Source organism: Streptomyces sp. NPDC005423 (assembly GCF_040606415.1).
Classification (GTDB): Bacteria; Actinomycetota; Actinomycetes; order Streptomycetales; family Streptomycetaceae; genus Streptomyces.
This window is the reverse complement of the sequence record NZ_JBEXET010000002.1, coordinates 369,563-382,418: the sequence shown is the minus strand read 5'-3', so window position 1 is coordinate 382,418 and position 12,856 is coordinate 369,563. Positions and strand designations below refer to the sequence as shown.

The following is a 12,856-nucleotide window of genomic DNA, read 5'->3' as shown; positions in this document are numbered from 1 at the left end:
GGTGCTGCCGGCATTTCTCGGCGTCGGGCCCCGAGGCTGCCTGCCGGAAACGTCCGTGTCACACTCGGACCATGCGCGTGTATCTCGGCTCCGACCATGCGGGCTTCGAACTCAAGAACCACCTCGTCGAGTGGCTCACCGCGGCGGGCCACGAGCCCGTCGACTGCGGCCCCCACATCTACGACGCCCAGGACGACTACCCGCCCTTCTGCCTGCGCGCCGCGGAGCGCACGGCGGCGGACCCGGACGCCCTCGGCATCGTGATCGGCGGCTCGGGCAACGGCGAGCAGATCGCGGCGAACAAGGTCAAGGGGGTCCGCGCGGCCCTCGCCTGGAGCGAGGAGACCGCCTCCCTCGGCCGCCAGCACAACAACGCGAACGTCGTCGCCGTCGGCGCCCGGATGCACACGCGGGAGGAGGCGACCAAGTTCGTCGAGACCTTCGTCGCCACCCCGTTCTCCGAGGACCCCCGGCACATCCGGCGCATCGACATGCTGACGGCGTACGAGACGACGGGCGACCTGCCGGAGATCCCGGCGCACCACCCGCAGCAGCCGTAAGCAGCCGTACGCGGTCGCGGTCGCAGCAGCCGTAGGCAGTCGTAGTGGCCGAGGCCCGGCGCCCCGCGCGTCCCACCCGTCGCGAACGCGCGGTGGGCGGCCGGGCGTTCGGTCGGGAGAGGAACACGACAGGTGCCAGAGGGGCACACCATCCACCGGCTCGCACTGGACTACGGCAGCCGTTTCTCCGGCCGGCCGGTCCAAGTGACCAGCCCGCAGGGCAAGTTCGCCGACGCCGCCGCCCTCCTCGACGGCACCGTGATGCGCCGCGCGGAGGCCCACGGCAAGCATCTGTTCCTCGGCTTCCGGGACGATGAGTGGGTCCACATCCACCTCGGCCTGTTCGGCAAGGTGACCCTCGGCGACGCGCCGGCGCCCCCGCCCACCGACACCGTGCGCCTCCGCCTCGCGACCGACCTGTCCTACGTCGACCTGCGCGGCCCGGCGACCTGCGCCCTCATCACGGACGACGAGAAGCGGGCGGTCCACGACCGCCTCGGCCCCGACCCGCTGCGCCCGGACTCCGACCCCTCGGCCGCGTACCGGCGGATCTCCCGCAGCCGTACGTCGATCGCCGCACTGCTGCTGGACCAGAAGGTCGTCGCGGGCGTCGGCAACGTCTACCGCGCCGAGGTCCTCTTCCGGCACGGCGTCGATCCCTACCGCGCGGGACGGGACCTCACCCCGGCCGAGTGGGACGCGATCTGGCACGACCTGGTCGGGCTGATGCGCGAGGGCGTCCGCGACAACCGCATCGACACGGTCCGCCCCGAGCACACCCCCGAGGCGATGGGCCGCCCGCCGCGCGTCGACGACCACGGCGGCGAGGTCTACGTCTACCGCAGGTCCGGCCTGCGCTGTCTCGTCTGCGGCGGTGAGATCCGCACCGCCGCTCTCGCCGCCCGCAACCTCTTCTGGTGCCCCCGCTGCCAGCCGCCGCAGTGAGCCGGACGCTCCGCGCCCGACGGCCTCAGAAGCCGTGCGGCAGCCAGGGAGCGACCACCGACCCGAACGCCAACGACGCCTCCGCCAACGCCCCTTGGCGCAGCTCCCGCACCCGCCCGGCCGCCGCGAGCGAGGCCAGCGACACCCCGCCGAGGTACGCGGCCCCCAACTCCCTTACGGTCAGCGCCAGATCGGCCGCGTCCCCGGTGCGCTCGCAGGAGGCGCCCTTGGTGTCCCCGGTGAGCCGCCAACTCCCCTCGTTCCAGGGGCAGAAGGAGTCCTCGACCGCCAACACCAAGTCCACCGGCGCCTGATAGGTCCGCGCCTCCAGCGCGGCCCCCACCTCCACCAGCCGCACATGCAGCGAGTCCCGGTGCCGTACGGCGCACCGGCGGATGTCGGAGACCAGGTGCTGCCAGGCGTCGTCGACGGGACGAGTGTGCAGCCTGACCGTCCCCGTCAGGTCGATGCCGAACAGGAACCGCCACAGCGCCGCGTGGGACGCCGGGTCCAGCGCCTCCAGATCGCGCAGCTCGACCGTGCCCGCGGGACCCTCCGGGGTCCACCGCGGCTTGGTGAAGTAGCGCGCGTAGCCGAGGACTTCACCGTCCCGCTCGGCGAGCACGCAGCGCAGCGGGGAGGTGCCCTGCCGCGCGCTCTCCGGGTCGAGCAGCGGCAGGTTCTCCCACCCGGGCCGCCGTGCCAGCATCCCCGGCCGCCCGGCCACCCGTCGCGCGTACACCGCTTCGCACGCCTCCCGTACGGAGACGGGGTCCGCGAGCCGCAGCCGTACGTCATCCGTACCGGCGGGCACCGACAGCCGGACCCGGTCGGTGTCGATCTCCGCGGAGAGCCTCGTCGTCGCGATGCCGTACCCGAACCGGCCGTAGATCGCCGGTTCCGAGGCGGTCAGGACGGCGAGCGGTTCGCCCCAGGACCGCACATCGTCCAACTGGCGGCGCATCATGGAGGCCAGGATGCCCCGGCGCCGGTGCGTGGCGGCCACACTGACCATGGTGACGCCCGCGGCCGGCACCGAGGCGCCGCCGGGCACGGTGATGCGGAAGCTGAACGCGCCCGCCGTCCCCACGCAGGTGTCCCCGTCCCAGACGCCGAGAGAACGGTCGACTTCGGTGAGCGAGTTGAACAGCGCCCGTTCCTCCGCCGGTTCGGGGACCCCGCCGAAGGCGTCGAGGAGCCTGTCGTACCAGTTGTCCCATTCGTCCCGCCGCAGTACCCGCACGTCGGCGCCCGTGTTCCTCGCGTCTGTCGCCATGGGCCATGCCTATCAGGGCAATGCGGGACGAGCCAGGGAATTTCCGCGCGACGCCCGCGCGGGCGCCGTCCGTGAAGTTCACTGTGAAGTCGGACCTCGGACGGGGGACAAGTGGGACCTCCCGTGCCAAGGGGCAGGTCGGATGGATAGGGTCCCGAACTAATGGCAGCAGGACGAGAGCGGCGCGCGGAGGCCGACACCTTCACGGCCCGGTTGAAAAAGCTGGTTCACCGGGTCCGCACCGGCCTGCGCAGAAGCGCCGTGGACTACTTCCGCGGGGACGGCTCGGACTGGGTCGCGCTCGCCGGACTGCTGATCACCATCCCGCTGATCGCGGCCACGACGCTCGCCGACTCCGTGTGGTGCTCACCGGCCGCCCTGGTGCTGCCGATCGTCGCCGGCGGCCTGGTGCTCCGTCCGGCGAGCCTGCTCGGTCTGTACGCGGCGGCGGCGACGGCCCTGATCGTGGAGTCGGTGAAGCTCGGCCCGTACACCGAGGGACCGTCGCGAGTGACCCCGGGTGTGGTGCTGGTGGTGGCCGCGTGCGGCTTCTTCGGGCTGCTGATCGCCCAGTTCCGCAGCCGGGTCGGGGTGCCCTGGCGGCGCGGCGGGACCATGCTGTTCGACCTGCGCGAGCGGATCCGGGTACAGAGCAAACTGCCCCAACTGCCGCAGGGCTGGCACCGGGAGATGGCGCTGCGGCCCGCGGGCGGCCAGTCGTTCTCCGGCGACTTCGTGGTGGCGGCCCGCACCAACGGCGGCCGCACGATGGAGGTCGTCCTGACCGACGTCTCCGGCAAGGGCATGGACGCCGGGTCGCGTGCCCTGCTGCTGTCGGGCGCGTTCGGCGGACTGCTCGGCTCGCTGCCCCCGCACGCGTTCCTGCCCGCCGCCAACGGCTATCTGCTCCGCCAGGACTGGGACGAGGGCTTCGCGACCTCCATCCACCTCGTCCTGGACCTCGACTCCGGCGACTACGAACTCTTCTCCGCCGGCCACCCGCCGGGCCTCCAGCTCAGCGCGGGCACCGGCCGCTGGGAGGAGAAGGCGGCGGAAGGACCCCTGCTGGGTGTGTACGACGGCGCCCAGTTCGACCCTGTGAAGGGATCGCTGCGCCCCGGGGACGTGTTGATGCTGTTCACAGACGGACTGGTGGAGACCTCCGAGCGGGACATCGTCGAAGGCATCGACCGCCTCACCGGCGAGGCCGACCGCTATGTCGCCGGCGGTTTCCACGGCGCGGCCTGGCACCTGATCGAGGCGGTCGCCAAGGACGTCAACGACGACCGCGCCCTGCTGCTGGTCTGCCGCGAGGGCCCGACCGCACAGGCACAGGCGCTGACCCGGTGACGGCCCCGCCGCTCTCCCTGGCCGAGGTGGCGGCCCTCGCCCGCGCCGCCCACGCGGGCCAGACCGACAAGGCCGGCCGCCCCTACGCCGAGCACCTCCAAGCGGTGGCCGACGGGGTGCGCGCACGGGGCGGCGACGAGGAACAGATCGCGGCGGCCTGGCTGCACGACGCCGTCGAGGACGACGCGCTGTCGCAACGGTGGCTGCGGGAAGCGGCGTTGAGCCGTCGTACGAAGGACATCGTCCTGGCGGTCACCAAGCGGGCCGGGGAGCCAGCCGAGGCGTACGCCGAGCGCGTTCTCGCCACCCCCGGCGCCCTGCTGGTGAAGGAGGCGGACCTGGCGCACAACGCGGACCCGGTGCGCCTCGCGGTCCTCGACGAGGCGACGCGGGTCCGGCTGACCGAGAAGTACGCGCGGATGCGCGCGCTTCTCGGCCTGCGACGCTGACGGCTGCAACTCCGGCTCCGCCTCGGCCTCCGGTTTCGGCTTCCTAGGCGGAGACTTTCACGCCGTCCTTGGCCTCGTCCCGGCTCTCGTTCCCGCTCGCGTCCGGGCCGTCGTTCCCGCGCTCCCGGAAACCTTGGCCGGGGTGACCTCGGAACGCCCACTCCATCTTCGGCTCCAGCGCGAAGCGGAACACCCGACGTACGGGCGGGGTGCACAACAGGGTGACGGTCGCGGCCGCCAGGACGGTCACGAGGATCTCGCCGAGCGCGCTGTGCAGCCAGGCGTGGTCGAACCAGCCCTTGTAGACACCGGCCTTCACCACGAACCCGTGCAGCAGATAGCCGCAGAGGGTGCCCGCGCCCAGCGTCGTGAACCACATCCGGCGGCCCGGCACCCACGCGTAGAAGCACGCGGTCAGCAGCAGCGAGCAGCCGAACAGGACGAGCACCATGACCGGCCCGGACCACCAGGGCGCGTTCAGTTCCTGAGCGGCGTCCCGGTGGTAGAGCCACGCGGGATTCAGCCCGGGCACCGCCCACCAGGCGACGGCCAGCGCGGTCGCGAACACCGGCACGGAGAGGATCCGCATCTCCCGCCGGCGCACCCGGCGGAAGTGCTCGGGCCGCAGGCAGAGGCCGAGCACGAAGTACGGCAGGAACTGCAGCACCCGTTGCAGGTCGAGGTCGTCGCCGATCTCCGGGCTGACGGTCGCCAGCATGGCGACGCCGATCGCCAGCGGCAGCGGATGGCGCACGGCCTGCCAGATCGGCGTGGTCAGCCGCCACACGAACAGCGCGCACAGGAACCAGGTGAGGTACCAGGGGTCGAGAAGGCTGACCTCCTGGTGCGGAGCGTGGTCGACCCAGCGTTTGAACAGCGGATACGCCGTCTCGAAGATCACGTACGGCACCGCGACACCGGTGATCAGCCGCTTGAGGCGGTCGGGTCTGAAGTCGAAGCTGCGTGAGAAGTAGCCGGAAATGATGATGAACGCCGGCATGTGGAAGGCGTACACGACGGTGTACGCGGCCTCCAGGATGCGACTGTCGCCCTTCAACGGCTCCCAGGCGTGGCCTATGGCGACCAGAACGATCGCCAGGTACTTCGCGTTGTCGAAGAACGCGTCACGCTGTTTGAACATTTTAGGCACCTTAGCGGCGCCTGTGGGAATCCGTGAAACCGTCGGGGGCCATTCCCGCATGAAAAGATTCTTAGGACTGCGAGATGTCGACCAGGCATACGATATGTGCCCATGATGTCAGCATTCGTCCCGCTTAATTGGAGCATAACGGCACGCCCGGCACTCCTATTGGGGTGCCCGTGCCCACAATTCGAAATGCTCTGCGAACGCGATGTGTGGACACGGAAACGATCCGAGCGGAATGTGTCCCGACGGCGCCCTCGAATTGGTGTGCGGGACATCACTCCGAGGGTCGCGGGGGCGGCGGCGCGCGGGGTCGTCGCGTACCTGTGTGACCGACGATGTGTCAGCGGCGGCATACCCGGGCCGGGTTGGTGGCACGATGGTCCTGGCGGGGGTGCGCAGGGTCGCGTTCCCGGGCCGGTAGAGCGGAACCGACCGTAGGGTGTGATCAGTTGTGGCCATTTCACTGTCTGTGGTGCTGCTGTTGGCGATCATCCTGGTGGTGTTGATCAGGGGTGGCTCCATCAAGGCGGGGCCGGCCATCGTGGCCATACTCTTCGGCTTCTTCCTCGCCTCCACCGGGATGGCTCCGTCCATCAACCGGTTCCTCAACTCACTGGCGGAGACGATCAATTCGATCAACTTCTGAGCGGCTGAGGCACGGTACGACCACGCGCGGCGACCGAACCCGGAGGGCCGCGCCCCGGCTCCGCGGCTGGTCACCCGCGCCGGCCGCGACGGGCGGACGACCGCGCGGCCACCCACGTGCCGGCGTCGACCGGCAGCACCCGACCCCCGGCGACTGGCCGGCCGACGGATCCGCCACCGAGCCCGGCCTCGACGTCCCACCGGAACACCGGCCCGCCGCGTCCCACACCCGCCACGGCACCCCCGGAAACGACCTCGGGCCCGCCCGGAGATGGGTCGAACCTCCCGCCGGCCGCTGAGAGCGCTACGGCTCACCGCGCTCGGGAACACAGACCATCCTGTGAGCCGGTACGACGGGTTCGCTCGGTAGCGGATCGATTCCACGGACCCGTACGGCAACGATGTCGGTGGGGATGGGGGAGCGGCTCGGGAGCCGCGTCAAACGCCATCTGAAAGCCTCCGGGACGTCTTTGGCAGGCAGTTCCACCATGGCGAGGCTGACCCAGCGATCGTAGTTCGTCGGATACACGCGAACCAATACGCCGCACACCGGACATACCGGCGGCTCGATCCATGCTGTGTCGTCAGGATCGGGTTCGGGTCTGGGCGCGGCTGTGGCTCCGTCGCTCGCGGCCATCTCGTTGGCGAGCGTGTTCCAGCATCTCTCGCAGTAGCTCGCCATGAGGTTGATCCGCCCCCGCTCGTGTACGGATCGGTCGGCCCGCCCGCAGCGAAGACACGTCGACTCGCCGGCATCCCGTGTCGCCCCCATGAGTTCGAGTGTGAGCGAATCTGACGGGATCGTAGTAGGTCGCGATTTGGCCTCATTTGACGATCTCGTACCACGGTGACGTCAACGGGCCCGGGTCCTACCTCGGTAGTAGCGTGCATCCGTAGGATGGCGACGGGGCGGAGCCGTAGCGCAGAGGTCGTCGCGCGCGGTCTCCAAAATCGCGAGGACGCCGGTTCGAATCCGGCCGGTTCTGCCTTCTCGCCGTATCCGGCGTGGCTGCCGTGACCGGACGGTACTGCTGTCGGTTCGGCGTGGGGCCCACAGCGCTTCGTCTCGGGCCAGGATCGGACTGACCGAGCCCTTCGCCGCGAGCCTTCGCCACCCGTCCCAACTCGCCACTCTCCGAACGCCGTTCACGCCCTGGGCCGCGTCTGCCCTGCTCTGCCCGGGTCGGCGGCGGACGGGATGGAAGCACCCCGCGCACGCGCCACTCGGCCGGCACCCGCGAACGGCGGCCCCCGCCATCCCGGAGTCTGAGCGGTGCCGCCGGAGGTATCGCCTTGACCCGCTCGCGCCCTACGGTGATCGACCCATTCCCGCCGGGGTTGGCGTGTACCAGGACGCGCGTCGGCGCAGCGCCCGAGATCGACAGCCCGAGGGGCACACGGGGGACGCGGCGGATTGAACGCGACCCCTGGAAATGATCAGGGCCAGGCGGAGGAATGATCCTCCGACCTGACCCTGATGCGTGGAGAGCGGGCGACGGGAATCGAACCCGCGTAGCTAGTTTGGAAGACTAGGGCTCTACCATTGAGCTACGCCCGCACACAATGCGCCGCAGGTCACGCGAGTGCGGCACAGAAGGCATCGTAGCGGGTCGTGGGGTGTCGCCGCACACCTGTTGCCGGTCCCCGTCGGCGCCACGGCGGGCTCGCCGAATGCGGCGGTTCCACCGGCCGCGGGCATGTACCCTACGTTCGCACCTGACGGGGTGTGGCGCAGCTTGGTAGCGCGTCCGCTTTGGGAGCGGAAGGCCGTGGGTTCAAATCCCGCCACCCCGACAACCGTACGAGTCCTCGGCGACCGTGCAGCGGTACCTCACAAGATCGCCTTTTGGGGCGTCCTGTCACTGCGGCTACTATGCAAGCTGCGCGCCCGTGTGTCTCACGTCTGAAGTCCTCCGGGCGGCGTAAGCGCCGGACCTGTCTGGGTCCGCACCCCAAGAAGTCAGCCCCCAAGGAGACCCAACCGTGAAGAGCGCCGTGGAGACCCTGAACCCGACCCGGGTTCGGCTCAGCATCGAGGTGCCCTTCGAGGAGCTCAAGGACAGCCTCGACGCGGCGTACAAGAAGATCAACCAGCAGGTCACGGTGAAGGGCTTCCGGAAGGGCAAGATCCCGGCGCGCGTCATCGACCAGCGGTTCGGCCGCGGTGCGGTCCTGGAGGAGGCGGTCAACGACGCGCTTCCGAAGTTCTACACCGACGCGGTCAACGAGGCGGAGCTCAACCCCCTGGGCCAGCCCGAGGTCGACATCACGGAGCTGAAGGACGGCGAGACGCTGAACTTCACCGCCGAGGTCGACATCCGGCCCTCCATCGAGATCCCGGACTACTCCGGCATCGAGGTCGAGGTCGACCCGGTCGAGGTCAGCGAGGAGGACATCGACAAGTCGGTCGAGCAGCTCCGTGACCGCTTCGCCTCGACCTCCCCGGTCGAGCGCGCCGCCGAGGACGGCGACGTCGTGACCCTCGACCTGGAGGCCAAGGTCGACGGGGAGGTCCTGGAGGACGGCGTCGCCGAGGGCGTCTCCTACACCATCGGCTCCGGCGAGCTGCTCGACGGCATCGACGAGGCCGTCAAGGGCCTGGAGGCCGGCGCCGAGACCACCTTCGCCTCCGAGCTGAAGGGCGGCTCCGCGGCCGGCCAGGAGGCCCAGGTCACCGTCAAGGTCACCCAGGTCGCCGCCCGCGAACTGCCCGCCCTGGACGACGAGTTCGCCCAGCTCGCCTCCGAGTTCGACACCCTTGAGGAGCTGCGCGCGGACAGCCGCAAGCGCCTTGAGAACATGAAGCAGTACGACCAGGCCACCCAGGCCCAGGAGCGCGTCCTGGACAAGCTCCTGGAGCTCGTCGAGGTGCCCGTCCCCGAGAAGCTGCTCGAGGACGAGATCAACACCCGCAAGCACAACCTGGAGCACCACCAGCTCGGCCAGATGGGTCTCGACCTCCCGAAGTACCTGGAGATCCAGGGCAAGACGGAGGAGGAGTTCGAGACCGAGACCCGCGAGGCCGCGGTCAAGGGCATCAAGACCCAGTTCGTCCTCGACGAGCTGGTCAACAAGGAGAAGCTGAACGTCAGCCAGGAGGAGCTCACCGAGCACCTCATGCGGCGCGCCGCCTCCTCCGGCATGTCCCCCGACCAGTTCGCCCAGGCGGTCGTCGAGGGCGGTCAGGTTCCGCTCCTCGTCGGTGAGGTCGCCCGCGGCAAGGCGCTGGCCGTCGTGGTCGAGGCCGCCACGGTGAAGGACACCAACGGCGAGGTCGTCGACCTCGACGACGAAGACGAGACCGCCGAGACGGTCGACGCCTCCGCCGAGACGGCCGACGCCGCTGCCGAGGAGCCGACCGAGGCGTAGCGTTTGCAGGGCAGGAGAGCCCCGGGGACTGCCCCCCGGGGCTTTGCCTTATCCAGGGCGCGGGGAACCGCCCGGCGCCCGGGTGACCTGCGCTCACAGCGAACAGTTCCCTTTGCGGGATTGCCCGAAGGGACCCGCGCGTTAGGGTCCATGAGTACGAGGGCAGGGGAGTCCCCGGAATTGGCCGGAAGGCCCCACGCCCCGGCAGTACACGTGTAGACGGCCCGGCGCCGTCGTAAGACGAGCAGGTGGATACGTGACGAATCTGATGCCCTCCGCCGCCGGTGAGCCCAACTTCGGTGGTGGCCTCGGCGACCAGGTCTACAACCGGCTGCTCAACGAGCGGATCATCTTCCTCGGCCAGGCGGTCGACGACGACATCGCCAACAAGATCACTGCCCAGCTGCTGCTCCTTGCCTCCGACCCGGAGAAGGACATCTTCCTGTACATCAACAGCCCGGGTGGTTCGATCACGGCGGGCATGGCGATCTACGACACCATGCAGTACATCAAGAACGACGTGGTGACCATCGCCATGGGCATGGCGGCCTCGATGGGCCAGTTCCTGCTCAGCGCGGGCACCCCCGGCAAGCGCTTCGCGCTGCCGAACGCCGAGATCCTGATCCACCAGCCCTCGGCCGGCCTCGCCGGTTCCGCGTCGGACATCAAGATCCACGCCGAGCGGCTGCTGCACACCAAGAAGCGGATGGCGGAGCTGACCGCCTTCCACACCGGTCAGACGGTCGAGCAGGTCACCCGTGACTCGGACCGCGACCGCTGGTTCGACCCGGTCGAGGCCAAGGAGTACGGCCTCATCGACGACATCATGCCCACGGCCGCCGGCATGCCGGGCGGCGGCGGCACCGGGGCCTGACACCCCCGTACAGCCCCCAGCCGACCGCCACAGTCCCCAGGAGAGAGACAGTGAACGACTTCACCGGCAGCGGCCTGTTCGACGGCCCGCGCGCCGAATACACGGCACCCGCCGCCGAGTCCCGTTACGTGATCCCGCGCTTCGTCGAGCGCACCTCGCAGGGCGTGCGCGAGTACGACCCGTACGCGAAGCTCTTCGAGGAGCGCGTGATCTTCCTCGGTGTGCAGATCGACGACGCCTCCGCCAACGACGTCATGGCGCAGCTGCTGTGCCTGGAGTCGATGGACCCCGACCGGGACATCTCGATCTACATCAACAGCCCGGGCGGCTCCTTCACCGCCCTCACGGCCATCTACGACACCATGCAGTTCGTGAAGCCGGACGTGCAGACGGTCTGCATGGGCCAGGCCGCCTCCGCCGCCGCCGTCCTGCTCGCCGCCGGCACCCCCGGCAAGCGCATGGCCCTGCCGAACGCGCGCGTGCTGATCCACCAGCCCTACAGCGAGACGGGCCGGGGCCAGGTCTCCGACCTGGAGATCGCGGCGAACGAGATCCTCCGGATGCGCGCGCAGCTGGAGGAGATGCTGGCCAAGCACTCCACCACGCCGATCGACAAGATCCGCGAGGACATCGAGCGCGACAAGATCCTCACGGCCGAGGACGCGCTGGCGTACGGCCTGATCGACCAGATCATCTCCACCCGGAAGATGAACAACGCCGAGGTCCGCTGACCCGGAGCCGTGTCGTCGCCGCCCCCCGGTACGGTCCACGTGGAAGTGAACCGTGCCAAGGGGGGCCCGGACGAGGGCCCCGGCAAGGTACCGTCGGACATAAGGCAGCACCAGGAGCCGCTGAACGCAGGCGTCTCCCAGGCGAAGGGGAAGCACACCGTGGCACGCATCGGTGACGGCGGCGATCTGCTCAAGTGCTCGTTCTGCGGCAAGAGCCAGAAGCAGGTCAAGAAGCTCATCGCAGGGCCCGGTGTGTACATCTGCGACGAGTGCATCGACCTCTGCAACGAGATCATCGAGGAAGAACTGGCGGAGACGAGCGAGGTGCGCTGGGAGGAACTTCCCAAGCCCCGCGAGATCTACGAGTTCCTCGAGGGATACGTGGTCGGACAGGAGTCCGCCAAGAAGGCGCTCTCAGTCGCGGTATACAACCACTACAAACGCGTTCAAGCCGGGGAGCACGGCGGCGGCCAGAGCCGGGACGACGCCATCGAGCTGGCGAAGTCCAACATCCTGCTCCTGGGCCCCACCGGTTCGGGCAAGACGCTCCTCGCCCAGACCCTGGCCCGGATGCTGAACGTCCCGTTCGCGATCGCCGACGCCACCGCGCTGACCGAGGCGGGCTATGTCGGCGAGGACGTCGAGAACATCCTGCTGAAGCTCATCCAGGCGGCCGACTACGACGTCAAGAAGGCCGAGACGGGCATCATCTACATCGACGAGATCGACAAGGTGGCCCGCAAGAGCGAGAACCCGTCGATCACGCGTGACGTGAGCGGCGAGGGCGTCCAGCAGGCGCTGCTGAAGATCCTGGAGGGCACCACCGCCTCGGTGCCGCCGCAGGGCGGACGCAAGCACCCGCACCAGGAGTTCATCCAGATCGACACGACGAACGTGCTGTTCATCGTGGGCGGCGCCTTCTCTGGCCTGGAGAAGCTGATCGAGTCCCGGGCGGGCGCCAAAGGCATCGGCTTCGGCGCGACGATCCGCTCGAAGCGGGAGCTTCAGGCCAAGGACCAGTTCGAGGACGTCATGCCCGAGGACCTGGTCAAGTTCGGCATGATCCCCGAGTTCATCGGCCGGCTCCCCGTCATCACCTCGGTCCACAACCTGGACCGCGAGGCGCTGCTCCAGATCCTGATCGAGCCGCGCAACGCGCTGGTGAAGCAGTACCAGCGGCTCTTCGAACTCGACGGTGTGGAGCTGGACTTCGAGCGCGAGGCCCTCGAAGCCATCGCCGACCAGGCCATCCTGCGCCAGACCGGCGCGCGGGGTCTGCGCGCCATCATGGAGGAAGTCCTCCAGGGCGTCATGTACGAGGTCCCGTCCCGCAAGGACGTGGCCCGGGTCGTCATCACGGCGGACGTCGTCCTCTCCAACGTCAACCCGACCCTGATCCCGCGCGACGCACGCGGCCGGGGCCCGGGCGAGCAGAAGACGGCGTAACTCCCCGGAATTCGTTGTGTGTTGCGAAGGGGCCCCGGTCAACCGACCGGGGCCCCTTCGCAGT

12 protein-coding genes and 3 tRNA genes are annotated in these 12,856 nt (G+C 69.5%); 11 read left to right on the top strand and 4 right to left on the bottom strand.

What is annotated here, in order from left to right; genetic code table 11:
- Positions 1-71: 71 nt before the first annotated feature.
- Entirely contained in the window at positions 72-560 is a 489-nt protein-coding gene (locus tag ABZT12_RS05550) for a ribose-5-phosphate isomerase (RefSeq protein ID WP_356377672.1), read from the top strand.
- A 132-nt stretch (positions 561-692) separates the two neighbouring features.
- Positions 693-1,505: a DNA-formamidopyrimidine glycosylase family protein gene (locus ABZT12_RS05545; RefSeq protein ID WP_356377669.1), complete on the top strand. Its 813-nt coding sequence runs from the start codon at positions 693-695 to the stop codon at positions 1,503-1,505.
- A 25-nt stretch (positions 1,506-1,530) separates the two neighbouring features.
- Here ABZT12_RS05545 and ABZT12_RS05540 read toward each other — a convergent pair whose 3' ends face one another.
- Positions 1,531-2,781 (bottom strand): GNAT family N-acetyltransferase, encoded by a 1,251-nt coding sequence (locus tag ABZT12_RS05540; RefSeq protein ID WP_356377666.1) that lies wholly within the window; start codon positions 2,779-2,781, stop codon positions 1,531-1,533.
- 162 nt (positions 2,782-2,943) lie between these two features.
- On the opposite strand from ABZT12_RS05540, the gene ABZT12_RS05535 reads away from it, so the two are divergent.
- Both ABZT12_RS05535 and ABZT12_RS05530 read left to right on the top strand, forming a co-directional pair.
- Positions 2,944-4,131, top strand: a complete 1,188-nt coding sequence (locus tag ABZT12_RS05535) for a PP2C family protein-serine/threonine phosphatase (RefSeq protein WP_356377663.1) — start codon at positions 2,944-2,946, stop codon at positions 4,129-4,131.
- Positions 4,128-4,580 carry an HD domain-containing protein gene (locus ABZT12_RS05530; protein WP_356377661.1) on the top strand — a complete coding sequence of 151 codons (453 nt, stop codon included), beginning with the start codon at positions 4,128-4,130 and terminating at the stop codon, positions 4,578-4,580. Before ABZT12_RS05535 ends, ABZT12_RS05530 begins: the two co-directional genes overlap by 4 nt.
- Before the next feature lie 43 nt (positions 4,581-4,623).
- On the opposite strand, the gene ABZT12_RS05525 is transcribed toward ABZT12_RS05530, so the two are convergent.
- On the bottom strand, positions 4,624-5,721 hold the full coding sequence (locus tag ABZT12_RS05525; RefSeq protein WP_356377657.1) for an acyltransferase family protein: 1,098 nt from the start codon (positions 5,719-5,721) through the stop codon (positions 4,624-4,626).
- Positions 5,722-6,178: 457 nt separating this feature from the next.
- Here ABZT12_RS05525 and ABZT12_RS05520 point away from each other — a divergent pair, with 457 nt between their 5' ends.
- The gene (locus tag ABZT12_RS05520) at positions 6,179-6,373 is read left to right on the top strand and encodes a hypothetical protein (protein WP_356377654.1); all 195 of its coding nucleotides are present in this window, start codon (positions 6,179-6,181) and stop codon (positions 6,371-6,373) included.
- 303 nt (positions 6,374-6,676) lie between these two features.
- On the opposite strand, the gene ABZT12_RS05515 is transcribed toward ABZT12_RS05520, so the two are convergent.
- Positions 6,677-7,009 carry a DUF6083 domain-containing protein gene (locus ABZT12_RS05515; protein WP_356378118.1) on the bottom strand — a complete coding sequence of 111 codons (333 nt, stop codon included), beginning with the start codon at positions 7,007-7,009 and terminating at the stop codon, positions 6,677-6,679.
- A 274-nt stretch (positions 7,010-7,283) separates the two neighbouring features.
- On the opposite strand from ABZT12_RS05515, the gene ABZT12_RS05510 reads away from it, so the two are divergent.
- Positions 7,284-7,358 (top strand) — tRNA-Trp (locus ABZT12_RS05510).
- A 501-nt stretch (positions 7,359-7,859) separates the two neighbouring features.
- Here the strand turns inward: ABZT12_RS05510 and ABZT12_RS05505 are convergent.
- Positions 7,860-7,930 (bottom strand) — tRNA-Gly (locus ABZT12_RS05505).
- Positions 7,931-8,092: 162 nt separating this feature from the next.
- Between ABZT12_RS05505 and ABZT12_RS05500 the strand changes: the two genes are divergently transcribed.
- The 5 genes from ABZT12_RS05500 (at position 8,093) to clpX (ending at position 12,792) form a co-directional block, all read left to right on the top strand.
- A tRNA-Pro gene (locus ABZT12_RS05500) sits at positions 8,093-8,166 on the top strand.
- Positions 8,167-8,355: 189 nt separating this feature from the next.
- Positions 8,356-9,741, top strand: a complete 1,386-nt coding sequence (gene tig, locus ABZT12_RS05495; protein ID WP_356377651.1) for a trigger factor — start codon at positions 8,356-8,358, stop codon at positions 9,739-9,741.
- A 268-nt stretch (positions 9,742-10,009) separates the two neighbouring features.
- A complete protein-coding gene (locus tag ABZT12_RS05490; RefSeq protein ID WP_356378115.1) occupies positions 10,010-10,615 on the top strand; it encodes an ATP-dependent Clp protease proteolytic subunit in 606 nt (201 codons plus the stop codon).
- A gap of 50 nt (positions 10,616-10,665) precedes the next feature.
- Positions 10,666-11,346 carry an ATP-dependent Clp protease proteolytic subunit gene (locus tag ABZT12_RS05485; RefSeq protein ID WP_356377648.1) on the top strand — a complete coding sequence of 227 codons (681 nt, stop codon included), beginning with the start codon at positions 10,666-10,668 and terminating at the stop codon, positions 11,344-11,346.
- A 159-nt stretch (positions 11,347-11,505) separates the two neighbouring features.
- Complete coding sequence (gene clpX, locus ABZT12_RS05480; protein WP_356378112.1) at positions 11,506-12,792, top strand: ATP-dependent Clp protease ATP-binding subunit ClpX; 1,287 nt, start codon at positions 11,506-11,508, stop codon at positions 12,790-12,792.
- Positions 12,793-12,856: the final 64 nt, after the last annotated feature.

Coding starts and splice junctions, on each gene's coding strand:
- ABZT12_RS05550 (WP_356377672.1), top strand. CDS start 72: ATGCGCGTGTATCTCGGCTCCGACCATGCGGGCTTCGAACTCAAGAAC.
- ABZT12_RS05540 (WP_356377666.1), bottom strand. CDS start 2,781: ATGGCGACAGACGCGAGGAACACGGGCGCCGACGTGCGGGTACTGCGG.
- ABZT12_RS05535 (WP_356377663.1), top strand. CDS start 2,944: ATGGCAGCAGGACGAGAGCGGCGCGCGGAGGCCGACACCTTCACGGCC.
- ABZT12_RS05525 (WP_356377657.1), bottom strand. CDS start 5,721: ATGTTCAAACAGCGTGACGCGTTCTTCGACAACGCGAAGTACCTGGCG.
- ABZT12_RS05515 (WP_356378118.1), bottom strand. CDS start 7,009: ATGGCCGCGAGCGACGGAGCCACAGCCGCGCCCAGACCCGAACCCGAT.
- ABZT12_RS05490 (WP_356378115.1), top strand. CDS start 10,010: ATGCCCTCCGCCGCCGGTGAGCCCAACTTCGGTGGTGGCCTCGGCGAC.